Below are 16799 nucleotides of genomic sequence, written 5' to 3'. Positions count from 1 at the left end.
ACATTGCCGCGGTCAAGCGCTGCATCTACCGTGATCCGACAAGCGGGCACCTGCCCGCTCCCCGAAGCCGATCAGGAGCAGACCATGTCGGACTGGAAGTTCGAGACCCAGCAGATCCACGCGGGCGCGGCGCCCGACCCCGTGACGAACGCCCGTGCGACGCCGATCTACAAGACCACGTCGTACGTCTTCAACAATGCCGATCACGCGAAGAACCTCTTCGCGCTCGCCGAGTTCGGCAACATCTACACCCGCATCCAGAACCCCACCCAGGCGGTCGTCGAGGAGCGCGTCGCCGCGCTCGAGGGAGGCACGGCAGCGCTGCTCGTGTCGTCCGGTCAGGCGGCCGAGACCTACGCGGTGCTGAACATCGCGGGCGCGGGCGACCACATCGTCTCGTCGAGCTCGATCTACGGCGGCACCTACAACCTGTTCAAGTACTCGCTCGCGAAGCTCGGCATCGAGGTCACCTTCGTCGAGAACCAGGACGACCCGGACGAGTGGCGCGCAGCGGTGCGCCCGAACACCAAGCTCTTCTTCGCCGAGACGATCGGCAACCCGAAGATCAACGTGCTCGACATCCGCACCGTGGCCGACATCGCACACGAGGCAGGCGTGCCGCTCATCGTGGACAACACGATCGCGACGCCGTACCTCATCCGGCCTTTCGAGCACGGCGCCGACATCGTGGTGCACTCGGCCACGAAGTTCCTCGGCGGGCACGGCACGGTCATCGGCGGCGTGATCGTCGACGGCGGACGCTTCCCCTGGTCGCAGAACGTCGAGAAGTTCCCCGGCCTCACGGAGCCCGACCCGTCGTACCACGGGGCGAGCTACACCGGCGTGCTCGGCGACGGCATCGCGTACGTCATCAAGGCGCGCGTGCAGCTGCTGCGCGACCTGGGTGCGGCGATCTCGCCCGACAGCGCCTTCCAGCTCATCCAGGGCATCGAGACCCTCTCGCTCCGCATCGAGCGTCACGTGCAGAACGCGCAGCACGTCGCCGAGTGGCTCGACTCGCACCCGGACGTCGCATCGGTCAACTACTCCGGCCTCCCCTCGAGCCCGTGGTACGCGCGCGCCAACACCTACGCCCCCCACGGCGTCGGAGCGGTGCTCTCGTTCGAGCTCAAGGGCGGTGTCGACGCGGGTCGCGCACTCGTGGACAACGTGAAGCTGTTCAGCCACCTCGCCAACATCGGCGACGTGCGGAGCCTCATCATCCACCCGGCCTCGACGACGCACTCGCAGCTGACCCCCGAGCAGCAGCTCACGACGGGTGTCACGCCCGGCCTCGTGCGCCTCTCGGTCGGGCTCGAGCACGTCGACGACCTCATCGCCGACCTGCAGGCGGGCTTCGACGCCGCCCGCAAGGTGAGCGCGGCGAGCGCCAACGCCTGATCCCACGCGTCACCGCAGGGGCTCCGCCGTCATCGGCGGGGCCCCTGTCGCGTAACAGTCCCGCAGACACGCCAGAATGGGCGGAATGGACTGGCAGACACCCGAGGACGCGGTGCAGGCCGCGTTCGTCACCGAGTCCAATCGGCGGGCGCTCTCGGCGCTGCCGCCCGCATCCGGCGCCTGGCGCATCGGCGACGACCCCGGCGACCGCCTCTTCGCGCAACTCGGTGCGCTCGAGCTCGAGCGTGGCGGCTCGCTGCCGGCGGTCACTCTGGCCTATGAGACCTGGGGCGAGCTCTCGCCCTCCGGCGACAACGCGGTTCTCGTGTTGCACGCGCTCACGGGCGACAGCCACGTGACGGGCACCGCCGGGCCCGGACACCCCACCGCCGGCTGGTGGGGCGGTCTCGTCGGCCCGGGCAAGGTGCTCGACCCCGCCCGCTACTTCATCGTGGCGCCCAACATGCTGGGCGGATGCCAGGGCTCCACGGGCCCGGCGTCGATCGCCCCCGACGGCGCGGAATGGGGCGCGCGGTTCCCGTTCCTCACCATCCGCGATCAGGTGGAGGCGCAGCGCGTCCTCGCGGATCAGCTCGGCATCGACCGCTGGGCCGCGGTCGTGGGCGGCTCGATGGGCGGCATGCACGTGCTCGAATGGGCTGTCACCTATCCGGAGCGGGTCGACAGATTCGCCGTGCTCGCCGCTCCGCCGTTGTCGTCGGCCGATCAGATCGCCCTCAACTCGGTGCAGACCGAGGCGATCCGCATGGACCCGGCGTTCGAAGGCGGCGACTACTACAACGCGCGAGACGGCGAAGGGCCGTTCCGCGGCCTCGCCCTCGCGCGCAGGATGGCGCTGCTCAACTACCGCTCCCCCGACGAACTCGACGATCGATTCGCGCGAAGCTGGCAGAGCGGGCTGAACCCGATGGGCGGCGGCGGCCGATTCGCCGTCGAGAGCTACCTCGACTTCCACGGCAACAAGTTCACGCGCCGATTCGACGCCAACAGCTACCTCGTGCTCGTGGAGGCGATGAACTCGCACGACCTCGGCCGCGACCGCGGCGGCATCGCCGCTGCGCTCGCTCGCGCCACGAGCCTCGGCCTCGTACTCGGGATCGACTCCGACCGCCTCTTCCCCGTGCCCGGGCAGCGCACCATCGCCAGGCACCTCCCCCACAGCCTGAGCGGCTCCGAGCCTGTCGTCATCTCCTCTCCTTTCGGCCACGATGCATTTCTCATCGAAGACGCCCTCGTGGGCGCTGAGCTCGCGCGGCTGCTGGACGCCTGATGACGATGAGGCGACGAGTTCTCCGCACGATCGCGGCATGCCTGCTCGCCGCCGCGGGCCTCAGCGGGTGCTCGGCACCCGCCGCCACGGTTCCCGAGGGCGTCACCGCCGACATCCTGCAGCGACGGACGGACATCGCCGACGGGCTGCTCGCGATCTCGATCACGAACGGATCGGACGCACCGGTCACCTTCACGCGCGCCTCCTACACCTCGCCGCGATTCACGGATCCGATGGTGTGGGACGAGGGCTCGCGCACGCTCGGCGTCGGCAGGACTCTCGACCTGCGCATCGTTCCGACGGAACTCAGCTGCGACGGCGCCGAGGGACCGGGCAGCGTCACCATCGACCTCGTGGACGACGAGGGGCGCACGGGCAGCCTCGATGTCACTCCCGGCGATCCGTTCGACCTCTTCCCGCGCTTCGCCGACGAGGGATGCGCGAGCGATGCCCTTGCCCGCATCGCCACAGTCCACCTCGCCACCGTGGACGGTGACGGCCAGCCAGGCCACCCGGCGGATGTCGTCATCGAGGTCACGCCCACCGGCGCGGCCGGAACCGCATCTCTCGACGGGATCCGCGCGACGCCGCTCATCGCCATGTCCGACGACGGTGAGGCGGCAGAATCCGCGGCGATCGGGGTGGAGATCAGCGGGACGGACGCACCGAGCACGGTATGGGTGCCGATCGTTCCCGTGCGGTGCGACGCTCATGGCCTCGCCGACGACAAGGTCGGAGCGAACCTGCCGCTCGACGTGACCGTCGACGGCACCTCGATTCGGCTGGTTCCCACGGTCGACGATGCGTTCCGTTCGGCGATCCACACCTTCGTCACCGATTACTGCGGAACGTGATGGCGTGTCACCCCCCGTTCGGGTGGCAGCGTCTGCCACCATGTCACCCGAGGAGGCCCCGGTCCCGGCGGGGTTGAGTGCGCGATGGAACTGATCGCCAAGGAACGCGACCGCGTCCTGCAGCGGACGGCGCGCGCCTACGGACTGGGCTTCACCATCGTGGCGGCCGCGTGCTACGCGCTCCCTGGAGCGGTCGACGACGTCATGTCGGCCGTCCTGGGTTTGCTCGGACTCGCGGTGGTCGCGATCGCGCAATACGTCATCGGCATCAGCCGCAACCCGCTCTGGGTGCTGATCGCGCTGGGTGCCGGGGTCGGCGTCCTCGCCGCCGCGACGGGGCTCGGCGAGACGGCGCTCGGCGACGGCGGTGTGACTGCACTTCAGCTTCTCCTCTCGGGATCACTCGCCTCGACCGCGATCGTCCTCGCGGGCACCGCGTGGCGCCTGCTCGGCACGACGAGCGCCCTCATCGTGGTGGCCGCGGCGTCCCTCTGGATGCTCGACGCGAGCCAGCCGCCGCTCCGCACCGGAGGGCTGCTGCTCCTCGGCTGGCTGCTCGCCGCGGGTATCGGCGCCTGGATCTCGGCGGGTATCCCCCAGATCGCCAAGCGCATCGGAAGCATCGGCCGAGCTCATCGGGCGGAGAGACAGGCGAGCGAGTTGGAGGCCCAGCGGCGTCAGTCGGCGCGTCTGCTGCACGACACCGTGCTCGCCACGCTGACCCTGCTCGCGCATTCGGGTGTGGGCGTGACTCCCGAAGCGCTCCGGCAGCAGGCCTCGGAGGATGCGCGTCTGCTGCGTCAGCTGCGTCTCGGCTCGACTCCGACTCCCGAGGCCTCCGGCAGCTACCGGTTGGGTGCCGCGACCGCCCCCGGCGAGGAGCCGGTGCTCGGGCGCACCCTCGAGTCGGTCAAGCAGCGCTTCGGACGCATGGGTCTCACGGTCAGCTGGCACGGGACGGGACAGGTCCTGCTGCCGAGCGACGTGCTCGACGCATTCCTGCTCGCACTCGCCGAGTGCCTCGAGAACGTGCGGCGGCACTCGGGCGTCACCGAGGCGCACGTCACGATCACCGAAGACGACACCACGGTGCGTGCCATGGTCACCGATGCGGGTGTGGGGTTCGACATCGCGGACATCGACGAGGCGAAACTCGGCTTCGCGGAGTCCGTGGTCGCGCGCCTGCGTGACATCGGGGGCAACGCCCGCCTGTTCTCCTCCCCCGGCTCCGGCACGACCGTCGTCCTGGAGGTGCCCCGATGACCGCGGGAATCCCCGAAGAGAACACCCTCGGTATCGTCGTCGGCAATGCAGCGCGCGCCGTCTCCAAGACCGCCAAGCGGCTCGGTCAGGCGACTCGCCCGAGCCTCGGCAGCTCGTTCCTCGGGCTCGGTGCCGACATCCTCGTCTCGCTCCGAGCCCTCTACGGGCTCACCTTCTTCGTCGTCTCCTGGAGTAGCCACCCCGATCCGATCCTCGGGGCGTCGGCGTGGGCCGTCCTGTTGGCCGTCATCATCGGCACCATCGTCGGGACGCGGCTCGGCGGAGATCGGATGCCCATCTGGGCTTTCGTGCTGGTGGTCGCCGGGCTGGTCGCGAGCGCGGGGCTCGACATCGCCTCCGTGTGGGAGCTCCACGACCTGGGGCGCTCGCTCACCGCAGCCACGACCGCCGGAATGGCACTGCTGCTCGTCGTCACCCACCGCGGTGCCACCGAGGTGCTGGTCTCCGCCGGCGCGCTCGGTCTCGGGATCGGCGTGGCGATGTTCCTCAATACGCCGCCGGGGACGCCGATCGACGCGGATCACCTGGCGCCCGCGCTCGCGGCACTCGCGTTCACGGTGCTCCCCGCGGTGATCGGGGTGATCGTCGTGCGGGGGTACCGCACGATGGTGCAGCTCGAGCTCGACCGCGTGCTCGTGCAGAGCAACATCCAAGCCCCCCGGTATGCGGTCGGAATGCTGGCATCCGAGGAGCTCGCGCGACTGGACCTCGCTGCCGAGCGCCTGCTCGACTCCATTGCGACGAAGAAGACCGCACTCCCCCTCACTCCGAAGAGCGCGTCGCTGGCCGCCTCGCTCGCCACGGAGCTGCGCCTGCACCTCATCGAAGGGCGGCGTGAGACCTGGCTCTACCACGCCGTGTCCGAGTCCGAGATGCTCGGCAAGTCCGTCACTCTCGTCGACAAGTCCGCCCTTGCCGGCCTCCTCGACCCGACGCAGCGCGACGGGCTGCTCTCAGCGGCATGGCTGCTCGTGAGCGACACACGCAAGAAGTCCAACCCGCACCGAACGGTGACCCTGCAGATCGGTCCGCTCGCTCCCGGAGCGTCCGATCGAGAGGACCACAAGATCATGGTCCCGATCACGATCACGAGCACCGGGATCAGCCGGAATCGTGTCGACCCGGCGATCTGGGCCGCCCTCGGTCGGGTCGGACGCTACTCTGACACAACGCAGGACAGCAGCCTTCGCGTCGACATCGAGACTCTCGTCGACAATCCGGCCGACGTCTGACCACCCCCCGCGAGAATCAAGGAGGCGCGCCCATGGCAGCTCCCATCCGTGTCGCCGTCGTGGACGACCACCGCATGATCCTCAGCGGTCTGGCCAACTGGATCCGTACGGCGAGCGACGAGATCGATGTCGTCGCGGAGCTGGCGACCTGGCCGGAACTGCTGACCCACCCTGAGTTCCCCGTCGATGTCGTGCTGCTCGACCTCGACCTCAAGGACAACATCCCCGTCGCGGTGAAGATCGCGGCGCTCAAGGCCACGGGCGTGCGCGTCGTCCTGATGAGCACCTACTCGGAACCGAACGTCGTGCGCGAGGCGCTCGCCGCGGGCGCGCTCGGATACCTCGTCAAGAGCGAGGACGCCGAGATGATCGTCGAGGCGATTCGCGCCGCCGCCCAGGGTGAGAGCTTCGTCTCGGCGGAACTCGACCTGGCCATCAACGCCGCCGACATCGGCGGAGCTCCCAAGCTCTCCGCGCAGGAGCGCCGCGTGATGGCCCTCTACGGAGGCGGCGAGCCGGTCAAGTCGGTGGCCTTCCAACTCGGTATCTCCGAGGAGACCGCGAAGAGCTACCTGAAGCGCATCCGGGAGAAGTACCGGGTTGCGGGCATCGACGTCGGGACGAAGGTCGCTCTGCGCCGCCGGGCGATCCAGGACGGCATCCTCATCCAGGACTCGCCGAACGGCAACTTCTAGCGCCGACGCGTGATCCTCGCGCCCGCGAGCGCGAGGAGCACGCCGGGAACGCAGAGCACGAGCCCCACCCAGGTGGGCGCTACGAAGCCGAAGCCGGCCGTGATCACGATGCCGCCGAGGAACGCACCGAGGGCGTTCCCGATGTTGAGAGCGGAGTGGTTGACCGCCGCCGCGAGCGTCTGACTGTCGCCCGCCACATCCATGAGGCGCGTCTGAATCGCCGGCGACAGTGCGGCGGCAGCGGCGCCGACCGCGAAGAGGAATGCGAAGAGTCCGACGGGCTGCGCCGCGGTGAGCGCGAGACCGAGGAGCGCCAGCGCGAACGCACCGAAGCACACGAACATGGCACGCAGCACGCCGCGGTCGGCAGCCCACCCGCCGAGTGCGTTACCGAGCGTCATCCCGAGGCCCAGAGTCACGAGCGCCCACGGCACCGCCGCCTCCGGAACGCCCGCCACCTCGGTGGCCAGCGGCGCCACGTAGCTGTAGACGGCGAAGAATCCCGCGAAGCCGACGGACCCGGTGAGGAGCGCGAACCACACGGCCGGACGCGCGAAGGCGCCCAGCTCGCGCCGCGGCGTCGCCTCGGGGTCGCCGGGCTGCGCGGGAACCGTGAGCCTGATCGCGACCACGGAGGCGGCGAAAATCCCCGCGACAACGAGATACGCGACCCGCCACCCCGCGGACTGCCCGAGCGCGGTGATGAGCGGGACTCCCACCACGTTCGCCACGGTGAGCCCCGACAGCACGAACGCGACTCCCTGCCCGCGCTTGCCGGGACCCATCAAGCGCGCCGCGACGAGCGAGGCGATGCCGAAGTACGCGCCGTGCGGCAGCGCCGCGAGGAACCGGAAGAGCAGGACCGTGCCGAAGGTCGGCGCAAGCGCAGACCCGACTGTGCCGATCGTGAACGCGATCGCGAGGGCGAGGAGGATCGCGCGCCGAGGAACACGTGCCGCGATCACCGCGATCGTGGGGGCGCCGACCACGACGCCGAGTGCGTATGCCGAGATGATCGCACCCGACTGGGCGATCGCGTCATCCGGCGACTGCGCCCACACCTGCGGCAGAAGATCATGGGCGATCTGCGGAAGGAGCCCCATCGCGACGAACTCGGTCGCCCCGATGCCGAAGCCTCCGAGAGCGAGCGAGAGAAGAGCGAGCCGCGTGCGGACGATGCCGGTCGCAGGCTGTGCGGTGGTGGTCACGAGAGTTCGGGATCCGATCGGACGGCGTCGATGAGGGCCTTGACGGCCCATGCGACGAGGACGGCGGTGAGGATGTTGCGCGCTGTGAGCGTGATGAGCAGAACAGTGTCGAGTGCGAGAAGCTTCCCGTAGAGGTACGGATAGACGACCTGCGTGAACGCCGCGATCACGACGGCGATCACGGCGGGCGTACGGAACGACCGGCCTCCGCCGATGCGCGCCATCACGAGCCCGAAGATCACCGGGACCGCCAGCCACCCCGTGAACTGCGGCGAACCCACCTTGTTGAACAGGATCAGCGCACCCGTGAAGGCGAGCATGAGCGGCGGGAGCAGGATGGCCGGATCACGGCGGCGGACCGCCCCGACGATGCCGAGGGCGCTGATCGCCGCGACGGCGAGGGCGAGCAACGGGGTCGAGAGCGCGGCCGCCTCGGCGACCCCCTGCCCCTGCAACTGGTAGGTGAGGATCTCGCGGTCGTAGTAGATCACCGTGCCGTCGTGAGCCCAGGCCGCCCACATCGCCGGGATCGCGAGCGGCGACTCGATCTGCAGACCCCGGCCGTCCTGCTGAGTGATGAAGCTCACGAGACCCGGCCCCCCGCCGAGGAGCACACCCACCCCGAGGACGATGACGCTCACCGCGAGGGCTGTGGCGACCACAGTCAGCCGACGACGGAGGGCGATCACCGCCGCGGCGACGAGTGCCGCCGGCCAGACCTTGATCCAGGCGGCGGTCGCGAGCAACGCGGAGCCGATCACAGGGCGCCCGACGACGAGCAGCGCGCCGACGATCGCGAGCGCTGTCGCGAAGCTGTCGATCCGGCCGAGGGCAACCGGTCCGAGCGCGAGGAGGAACCCCAGCCACCACCAGGCCACGGGGGCCGTCGCGCGATCCGGGCGCCCGCGACGCAACAGCACCGCGAAGGCGATGGCGTCGACCGCCATCACGAGGGTGAGCCAGGTGCTCGCGTAGAAGGTCCAGCCCGCGATGAGCGAGGCCAGCATCGGAACGAGCGCCACGATCGGATAGACCCACGCGGTGTCGATGCCGACCCAGATATCCGCCTCGACGCCCTGCCGCACCCAGAAGGCGTAGGCGATCGTGACGTCGCCCATCGGCAGGCTCGGTGCCGTGAGACAGATGAGCCCGAGGATGAGGTGTACAAGAACGAACGCCGACCACAGCACCGCGGGGTGGGTGAGGAAGGCGCCCGCGAAGGCGCGGGCGCCGGAGGCCGGCGCCGCTTCCGTCATGCCTGCCAGCGTACGTGACGCTCGAAGACGCGACGATCTGCGCGCATCGCCCGGTTCGCGGGAAGATGGAGGGTCCCGACACAGCATCTGGAGGTCCCATGCCCCGCATCCGCACCCGTCTGGCCGCCGTCGCCGTCGCATCCGTCATCGCGCTGAGCCTCGCGGCGTGCGCGACCTCGGAGACTCCGGCGGCCGACGACGACACCGACGCCGCCTACATCACGCCCGGCAAGCTCACGATCGCCACGGGCGAGCCGGCGTACTACCCCTACGTCATCGACAACGCGCCCGAGTCGGGCGAGGGCTTCGAGGCGGCGATCGCCTACGCCGTCGCCGATGAGCTCGGATTCTCGAAGGACGACGTCGTGTGGGTCCGCACGACGTTCGAAGAGGCCATCGCACCGGGGCCGAAGACCTTCGACATCAACATCCAGCAGTACTCGATCACCGACGAGCGCAAGCAGAACGTCGACTTCTCCTCGCCCTACTACCAGGCGAGCCAGGCCGTCGTGACGATCGCCGGGTCGGCAGCAGACGGTGTGACCACGATCGCCGAGTTGAAGAAGCTCCAGTTGGGCGCCATGGTCGGCACCACGAGCGCGCAGACCATCGACGAGGTCATCCAGCCGGACGCCGGCGCCGTGCTCTTCAACACGAATGAGGATGCGAAGTTCGCGCTCGAGTCGGGCCAGATCGACGGCCTCGTGCTCGACCTGCCGACTGCCTTCTACACGACGGGGGTCGAGATCGAGAACAGCGTCATCGTCGGTGAGCTGCCGTCGGCCGGAATCCCGGACGAGTGGGGCTTCGTGCTCGCGAAGGATTCGCCCCTGACCGCCGACGTCACGGCGGCCGTCGATGCCCTCCGCGACAGCGGCAAGCTGCAGGAGATCGCCGACGAGTGGCTCGGCGCGAACGCGGGCGTCGCGAAGCTCTCGTGACGCGTCGGCGACCGGCGGCTCCTGGGCTAGCGTCGTCACCGTGACCGACTCCGCACCCCGGCGGCCGAGCGACCTCGAGCTCGGCCGCCGGGAGTTCCGCCGCCGCCAGTCCCTCCGTTCGGTGCTGATCGCGGTCGGGTCGACGATCGCCTTCGCGATCATCGTCTGGGCGACGATCATCAACACCCCCGGATGGGCTGCGGTCCAGCAGGCGTTCTTCAACCCGACGACCTTCGTAGCCGCGCTCCCCCGCGTGGCGGAGGGCTTCCTGCTGAACCTGCAGGTGCTGCTGTACTCCGTCGTCACGGTCGCGATCCTTGCTACGGTGCTCGCCACCCTGCGTACGCTTCGCGGTCCGGTGTTCTTCCCGCTTCGCGCCCTCGCGGCGGGCTACACCGACGTCTTCCGCGGGCTGCCGCTCATCATCGTGCTGTATCTCGTGGGCTTCGGCGTTCCCGCACTCCTCAACACGCGCATCCCGGTCGTCGTGCTCGGCACCGCCGCGATCACGCTCACCTACTCCGCGTACGTGAGCGAGGTGATCCGTGCGGGGATCGAGGCCGTGCATCCGTCTCAGCGGCTCGCCTCTCGCGCGCTCGGGCTCGGATACGCGCAGACCCTGCGGCTCATCGTCATGCCGCAGGCGATCCGGAAGATGACGCCCGCCCTCATGAACGACTTCGTCGCCATGCAGAAGGATGTGGGCCTGATCTCGGTGCTCGGCGCGGTCGACGCCGTGCGCGGCGCGCAGATCGAGACCGCGCTCGCCTACGACTTCACGCCCTACATCGTTGCGGGGGTTCTGTTCGTGCTGCTCGCGATCCCGACCATCCGGCTGTCCGACTGGTACACGGCGCGCCTGCGCAACCGGGAGCAGATGGGATCGATCGTATGAGCGCGCTGCTGCAGGCCTCCGGGCTCTGGAAGTCGTTCGGCGACCGCGAGGTGCTGCGCGGCGTCTCGCTCGACCTCGCCGCGCACGAGGTGGTCGCGCTCATCGGCGCGAGCGGATCCGGAAAGTCGACCCTGCTGCGCTGCCTGAACCTGCTCGAGCCGATCGACGACGGGCAGATCCTGCTGGGCGGCGACGACATCTCCGACCCGCGTGTGAAGGTCGACGCCGTGCGCGCGCGGTTCGGCGTCGTGTTCCAGCACTACAACCTCTTCCCGCATCTCTCGGTGCTCGACAACGTGACTCTCGCCGCGCGACGGGTGCATCGCGTGCCGCGAGCGGCCGCGGAAGAGCGCGGCATGCACCTGCTCGAGCGGATCGGTCTCGCCGACAAGGCGGCCGACCATCCGGATCGGCTCTCCGGCGGGCAGCAGCAGCGCGCCGCGATCGTTCGCGCGATCGCCACGGAACCTGAGGTGCTGCTCCTCGACGAGATCACGAGCGCCCTCGACCCCGAGCTCGTGGGTGAGGTTCTCGACCTCGTCCGCGAGTTGGCGACGGACGGCCAGGCCATCCTCATGGCGACGCACGAGATGGCGTTCGCCCGGGACGTCGCCGACCGCGTGCTGTTCCTCGACGGAGGGGTCGTGATCGAGGAAGGTCCCGCGGCGGAGGTCTTCGGCTCACCCCGCGAGGCACGGACGCGCGAGTTCCTCTCGCGGATGTCGGGCGGCTGAGGCCCGAGCCCTCGTCAGGCCCCGGCGAGCTCGCGCACGACCTCGGGGAGCTGCGCGCAGAGCCCGAGCACCGTGAACGGGCCGCCGCGGCTCGCGCGTGCGGCGGCACGGCCGTGCAGCACAGCCGCCGTCGCGGCGATCGGCACCGCGGCGCCGGGATCGGCCTCGAGCTCGAGCGCGTGGGTTGCCAGCAGCGCACCGAGCACGCCGGCAAGGGCATCTCCGGCACCCGCTGTGGCCGTCCAGTTCGGCGCCTCGGACACCTCGAGGACGCTCCCCGCCGGGTCGGCGACGCGTGTCGTGTGGCCCTTCAACAGCACTACGGCGCCGAGCTGCACCGCCGCCTCGCGGACCGCACCCGCAGGGTCGGCGTTCACGTCGTCGCGTTCACGCCCGAGGAGCCGGGCCAACTCACCCGTATGCGGAACCAGCACTCGGGTGCCGACGGCGCGATCCGCGAGCGAGAGCGCGCCCGCGTCGATCACGATCGGCACCGGATCGGCGAGAGCGCGGTCGCGGATGGCGGCGCTGCGCGCATCCAGCTCGTCGGGATCCTGACCCGACCCGACGACCCACGCCTGTACACGCCCTGGTTCCGTGACCGCCTCCGGTCGCCGCTGCAGCACAAGACGAGTCGGCCGTCCGACGCCGAGGTAGCGGATCATTCCGACGCCGGTATGCATCGCGGCCTCGACACCGAGAACGGCCGCACCCGGGTAACGGGCGGACCCCGTGGCCAGCCCGAGCACTCCGCGGCTGTACTTGTCGTCCTCGGGACCGGGGACCGCGATCCAGGCGGCAGCCTCGCGGGGCCCAAAGGTGGCATCCATGTCGCCACGATAGTTTGGGGAAGTGAGTATCAGCATCCCCGGCCGTGTCGTCGTCTTCGACTACGGGGAGGTGATCTCCCGGTCACCCAGCGATGAGGACCGCGCCGCCATCCTCCGCGCTGCCGGGCAGCCGGGCGAGGCGTTCTGGCCCGTGTACTGGCGCCACCGCGACGCGCTCGACGCGGGCCGGCTGCGCGTGACCGACTACTGGCGGCGAGTCGCGACCGACCTGGGAGCCGAGTGGGATCTCGCCACCATCCAGCGGATCTGGGCAGCGGACTTCCGCAGCTGGATCAGCGTCGATGAGGCCACCGCACAGCTGCTCGACGAGCTCCACGCGGGTGGCACGCGTCTGGCCCTGCTCTCGAACGCCGGCTTCGACTTCGGCGACCCGTTCCGCAGCGCGCCGACCGCAGTCGTGTTCGAGAAGGTCTTCGTGAGCGCCGAACTCGGGATGCTGAAGCCCGACGCCTCGATCTACCGCCACGTGATCGACGAGCTCGACATCCGTCCCGAGCAGCTCGTCTTCATCGACAACAAGGAAGTCAATGTCGACGGTGCGGTGGCCCTCGGTGCGACCGGCCACGTGTTCCGCGACGCGAGTGGACTGCGCCACTTCCTCGAGAACCTCGCCGAGGCCGCCTGATGCCCGCGCTCTTCGACACGATCGACATCCGCGGCATCCCGATCCGCAACAGACTCTGGGTGGCACCGATGTGTCAGTACTCGGCGCTCGACCGCGACGGCGTCCCGACCGACTGGCACCTCGTGCATCTCGGCTCGTTCGCGCGCGGCGGCGCGGGTCTCGTGATCGCCGAAGCCACGGCCGTGACGGCGGACGGCCGCATCTCACCGGAGGACGTCGGCATCTGGAACGACGCGCAGGAGCACGCCTGGTCGCGGATCGCCGCGTTCGTGCGCGGGCAGGGCGCCGTGCCGGGGATCCAGCTCGCTCACGCAGGCCGCAAGGCGTCGACGTTCTCACCGTGGGGCGATGAACGCCGCGGTTCGGTCCCGCTCGACGAGGGCGGCTGGTCGACGGTGGCACCGTCGGCGATCGCCTACGAGGGCTTCGCGACCCCGCGGGCGCTGGATGCCGATGAGCTGCCACAGGTGGTCGCCGCGTTCGCCGATGCCGCCACGCGCGCGGTGCGGGCCGGGTTCGGGCTCGTGGAGGTCCATGCGGCGCACGGGTACCTCCTCCACCAGTTCCTTTCACCCCTGTCGAACGAGCGCGACGACGAGTACGGCGGTTCGCTCGAGAACCGGGCTCGCCTGCTGCTCGAGGTGGTGCGCGCGGTGCGCGCCGCGATCGGCGACAACGTGCCGATGCTCGTCCGCTTCTCGGCGACGGACTGGGCGGACGGCGGATGGGACGCCGCCCAGACGGCGACGGTCGCCGCGTGGGCGCGCGACGCGGGAGCCGACCTCTTCGACGTCTCGACCGGAGGCCTCGTGGCCGGCGTGCAGATCCCCGTCGCGCCCGGCTACCAGGTGCCGTTCGCCGAGGAGGTCGCGCGCACTGCGGACGTCGAGGTCGCAGCGGTGGGACTCGTCACGACCCCCGAGCAGGCCGATGCGATCGTCCGCGAGGGGCGCGCCGACGCGGTGCTCATGGGCCGCGAGATGCTGCGCGACCCGCACTTTCCCCTACGGGCGGCATCCGCTCTCGGCGTCGACCTCGACTACTGGCCGCCGCAGTACCTCCGCGCGCGTCTCTGACGCTTCGCGCCTACGGCCGGCGACGTGTGGCGTCCTGCACCTCGCCGACGAGCTCCTCGATGATGTCCTCGAGGAACAGCACACCCCGCGTCGCGCCGTTCTGGTCGAAGACCCGCGCCACGTGGCTCCCGGCACGACGCAGGGTCGTCAGCGCGTCCTCGAGCTCCATCTCGCGGTAGAGCGAGATGAGCTGACGGATGCGCTTCGGGGGCACCGGCTCGGTGTACTCGTCGTCGTCGAGGTCGATGACGTCCTTCAGATGCACGTAGCCGGTCGGCTCGCCGTCGTCATCGACCAAGACGTAGCGGCTGAATCCGTGACGGGCGACGGCGTGGTCCACATCGGCGGGCGTCGCGTCCTCCGGCAGCGTGATGAGGCCGTCCATCGTGACCGCGACCTCCTTCACCCGCTTCGTCGTGAACTCGAACGCGTTGCTGAGCGTTCCGGTGGTGTCGGTGAGCACACCCTCGCGGGTCGAGGTCCTGACGATCAGCTCGACCTCCTCGACCGTGAACGCACTCGTCGCCTCGTTCTTCGGCTGCACCCGGAACAACAGCAGCACGCCGTTGGCGGTCGCGTTGAGGGCGCGGATGATGGGGCGCAGCACCGTCGCCATCGCCACGAGCGGCGTCGCCAGCAGCAGTACCGAGCGATCCGGAACCGAGAACGAGATGTTCTTCGGCACCATCTCGCCGAACACCACGTGGAGGAACGAGACCACCACGAGCGCGATGATGAACGCGACGGTCGCGATGACATCCTCCGACCATCCGAAGCCGCCGAGCGGCACCTCGAGGAGGTGCTTGATGGCAGGCTCCGAGACGTTCAGGATCAGCAGCGAGCAGACCGTAATGCCGAGCTGGCTCGTCGCGAGCATGAGCGTCGCGTGCTCCATCGCCCAAAGAGCGGTCTTCGCGGCACGGGATCCGGCTTCCGCCCGAGGCTCGATCTGCGAGCGCCGGGCCGAGATGACAGCGAACTCGGCGCCGACGAAGAACGCGTTCGCGGCGAGCAGGATGACGAGCCAGCCGATGCCCCACCAATCAGCGGAGGTCATGCCTTCGCCTCCTCGCCCGTGACCTCGCGGCGCGGCGTGAAACGCACCCGATCCACGCGTCGACCGTCCATCCGCTCGACCCGGAAGATCCCGGCCTCGATCTCGACCGTGTCGCCCGCCTCGGGGATCCGGCCGAGCTCGCTCATGAGGAAACCGCCGACCGTTTCATAGGGGCCGTCCTCGGGAACCCGCACCCCGGCCCGCTCCACGAGCTCATCGGGGCGGAGTGCTCCGGGGAAGGTCAGCCAGTCGCGGCTGCGAACCACGTCGGCACGCGAGCGGTCGTGCTCGTCGGCGACCTCACCGACCAGCTCCTCCACCAGATCCTCGAGTGTGGCAACCCCCGCGGTGCCGCCGTACTCGTCGACGACGACGGCGAGCTGGAAGCTGCGCGCGCGCAGTTCGCCCAAGAGCATGTCGAGCTTCATCGTCTCCGGCACCCGCAGCGCGTCGGTCTGCAGCGCCTGCACGGGAACGGATGCGCGACGCTCGCGCGGCACGGCGACCGCCTGCTTGACGTGCACGATCCCGACGATGTCGTCGATGCCGTCCTCCACGACCGGGAAGCGCGAATACCCGGTGCGCCGGGCGAGCTCGATGACGCTCTCCGCGGAGTCGGTGCGCTCGAGCATCGCGAGGCGCGGCCGAGGCGTCATGACATCGGATGCGGTGTGCTCCGAGAAGGCAAGAGTGCGCGCGAGGAGCGTGGCGGTGTCGCGGTCGAGCGCGCCTTCACTCGCGGAGCGCCGGACGAGGCTCTTCAGCTCGTCGGCCGTGCGCGCCGAACTGAGCTCCTCCTTGGGTTCGATGCCGATGCGTCTCAGCACGGCGTTCGCGGTGCCGTTGAGGAGGGCGACGGCGGGGCGGAACACCGTGGTGAAGACGATCTGGAACGGGATGACGAGCTTGGCGGTCTGCCGCGGGAGCGCGAGCGCGAAGTTCTTCGGCACGAGTTCGCCCACGATCATCGAGAGCAAGGTGGCAACAGCGACCGCGACGATCGTGGCGACGATGCCCGCGGTCGCGTCGGTGAGTCCCCATCCCGAGAACAGGGGCTCGAGCCAGACGCTGAAGGCGGGTTCGAGCGTGAAACCGGCGAGCAGTGTCGTGAGCGTGATGCCGAGCTGAGCCGCCGAGAGATGAGTCGATGTGACCTTGAGGGCCGAGATGGTCGGCCCGAGCATGGTCTCGCCCTTGGACTGGCGGTCCTCGAGGTCATGCCGATCGAGATTGACGAGCGCGAATTCGCTGGCGACGAAGAAGCCGGTGCCGACCGTGAGGATGATTCCCGCGATGAGCATCCACCATTCGGCGCTCATCGGAGGCGACCCGTCTCGGACCCCACCGGCGTGGGACTGTGGTCTGGCTCTGACGTCGAAGACGGAGGGTCATCCATGAT

Annotated in this window: 16 protein-coding genes; 11 read left to right on the top strand and 5 right to left on the bottom strand. The window is 69.7% G+C overall.

Going from position 1 to position 16799, the window contains the following annotated elements:
- Window positions 1-33: 33 nt before the first annotated feature.
- The 6 genes from FVQ89_RS10210 to FVQ89_RS10185 all read left to right on the top strand — a co-directional run bounded on the left by FVQ89_RS10210 (window position 34) and on the right by FVQ89_RS10185 (window position 6757).
- The gene (locus tag FVQ89_RS10210; RefSeq protein WP_255513613.1) at window positions 34-1401 is read left to right on the top strand and encodes a bifunctional o-acetylhomoserine/o-acetylserine sulfhydrylase; all 1368 of its coding nucleotides are present in this window, start codon (window positions 34-36) and stop codon (window positions 1399-1401) included.
- 85 nt (window positions 1402-1486) lie between these two features.
- Window positions 1487-2692 (top strand): homoserine O-acetyltransferase, encoded by a 1206-nt coding sequence (locus tag FVQ89_RS10205; protein WP_147901848.1) that lies wholly within the window; start codon window positions 1487-1489, stop codon window positions 2690-2692.
- A 5-nt stretch (window positions 2693-2697) separates the two neighbouring features.
- Entirely contained in the window at window positions 2698-3546 is an 849-nt protein-coding gene (locus FVQ89_RS10200; protein ID WP_147901847.1) for a hypothetical protein, read from the top strand.
- An 84-nt stretch (window positions 3547-3630) separates the two neighbouring features.
- Window positions 3631-4809, top strand: coding sequence for an ATP-binding protein (locus FVQ89_RS10195; RefSeq protein WP_147901846.1), 1179 nt, complete (start codon window positions 3631-3633; stop codon window positions 4807-4809).
- Window positions 4806-6062, top strand: coding sequence for a hypothetical protein (locus FVQ89_RS10190; protein WP_147901845.1), 1257 nt, complete (start codon window positions 4806-4808; stop codon window positions 6060-6062). The genes FVQ89_RS10195 and FVQ89_RS10190 overlap by 4 nt, the downstream gene beginning before the upstream one ends.
- 32 nt (window positions 6063-6094) lie before the next feature.
- Window positions 6095-6757 (top strand): response regulator transcription factor, encoded by a 663-nt coding sequence (locus FVQ89_RS10185; protein WP_147901844.1) that lies wholly within the window; start codon window positions 6095-6097, stop codon window positions 6755-6757.
- Here the strand turns inward: FVQ89_RS10185 and FVQ89_RS10180 are convergent.
- Both FVQ89_RS10180 and FVQ89_RS10175 read right to left on the bottom strand, forming a co-directional pair.
- The gene (locus FVQ89_RS10180; protein ID WP_255513552.1) at window positions 6754-7965 is read right to left on the bottom strand and encodes an MFS transporter; all 1212 of its coding nucleotides are present in this window, start codon (window positions 7963-7965) and stop codon (window positions 6754-6756) included. The genes FVQ89_RS10185 and FVQ89_RS10180 overlap by 4 nt on opposite strands.
- On the bottom strand, window positions 7962-9221 hold the full coding sequence (locus FVQ89_RS10175; RefSeq protein ID WP_187264993.1) for a glycosyltransferase 87 family protein: 1260 nt from the start codon (window positions 9219-9221) through the stop codon (window positions 7962-7964). The genes FVQ89_RS10180 and FVQ89_RS10175 overlap by 4 nt, the downstream gene beginning before the upstream one ends.
- A gap of 98 nt (window positions 9222-9319) precedes the next feature.
- Between FVQ89_RS10175 and FVQ89_RS10170 the strand changes: the two genes are divergently transcribed.
- Genes FVQ89_RS10170 through FVQ89_RS10160 form a run of 3 tightly spaced genes read left to right on the top strand, consistent with a single transcriptional unit; the run spans window position 9320 to window position 11791 of the window.
- On the top strand, window positions 9320-10162 hold the full coding sequence (locus tag FVQ89_RS10170; protein WP_147901841.1) for an ABC transporter substrate-binding protein: 843 nt from the start codon (window positions 9320-9322) through the stop codon (window positions 10160-10162).
- Between the two features lie 40 nt (window positions 10163-10202).
- Window positions 10203-11057: an amino acid ABC transporter permease gene (locus FVQ89_RS10165; RefSeq protein WP_255513551.1), complete on the top strand. Its 855-nt coding sequence runs from the start codon at window positions 10203-10205 to the stop codon at window positions 11055-11057.
- Window positions 11054-11791: an amino acid ABC transporter ATP-binding protein gene (locus FVQ89_RS10160; RefSeq protein ID WP_147901839.1), complete on the top strand. Its 738-nt coding sequence runs from the start codon at window positions 11054-11056 to the stop codon at window positions 11789-11791. Before FVQ89_RS10165 ends, FVQ89_RS10160 begins: the two co-directional genes overlap by 4 nt.
- A gap of 14 nt (window positions 11792-11805) precedes the next feature.
- Here FVQ89_RS10160 and FVQ89_RS10155 read toward each other — a convergent pair whose 3' ends face one another.
- Window positions 11806-12621 (bottom strand): ADP/ATP-dependent (S)-NAD(P)H-hydrate dehydratase, encoded by an 816-nt coding sequence (locus FVQ89_RS10155; RefSeq protein ID WP_147901838.1) that lies wholly within the window; start codon window positions 12619-12621, stop codon window positions 11806-11808.
- Between the two features lie 22 nt (window positions 12622-12643).
- On the opposite strand from FVQ89_RS10155, the gene FVQ89_RS10150 reads away from it, so the two are divergent.
- Both FVQ89_RS10150 and FVQ89_RS10145 read left to right on the top strand, forming a co-directional pair.
- Window positions 12644-13267, top strand: coding sequence for an HAD family phosphatase (locus tag FVQ89_RS10150; protein WP_147901837.1), 624 nt, complete (start codon window positions 12644-12646; stop codon window positions 13265-13267).
- The gene (locus FVQ89_RS10145; RefSeq protein ID WP_147901836.1) at window positions 13267-14343 is read left to right on the top strand and encodes an NADH:flavin oxidoreductase/NADH oxidase; all 1077 of its coding nucleotides are present in this window, start codon (window positions 13267-13269) and stop codon (window positions 14341-14343) included. The genes FVQ89_RS10150 and FVQ89_RS10145 overlap by 1 nt, the downstream gene beginning before the upstream one ends.
- 10 nt (window positions 14344-14353) lie before the next feature.
- Here the strand turns inward: FVQ89_RS10145 and FVQ89_RS10140 are convergent, their stop codons facing one another.
- Window positions 14354-15400 (bottom strand): hemolysin family protein, encoded by a 1047-nt coding sequence (locus FVQ89_RS10140; protein WP_147901835.1) that lies wholly within the window; start codon window positions 15398-15400, stop codon window positions 14354-14356.
- A complete protein-coding gene (locus FVQ89_RS10135; RefSeq protein ID WP_147901834.1) occupies window positions 15397-16719 on the bottom strand; it encodes a hemolysin family protein in 1323 nt (440 codons plus the stop codon). The genes FVQ89_RS10140 and FVQ89_RS10135 overlap by 4 nt, the downstream gene beginning before the upstream one ends.
- Between the last annotated feature and the right edge of the window lie 80 nt (window positions 16720-16799).

Source organism: Homoserinibacter sp. GY 40078 (genome assembly GCF_008017545.1).
In the GTDB taxonomy this organism is placed as follows: Bacteria; Actinomycetota; Actinomycetes; order Actinomycetales; family Microbacteriaceae; genus Homoserinibacter.
Note: the sequence above shows the minus strand (reverse complement) of the source record. Positions and strands in the feature narration are given on the sequence as shown.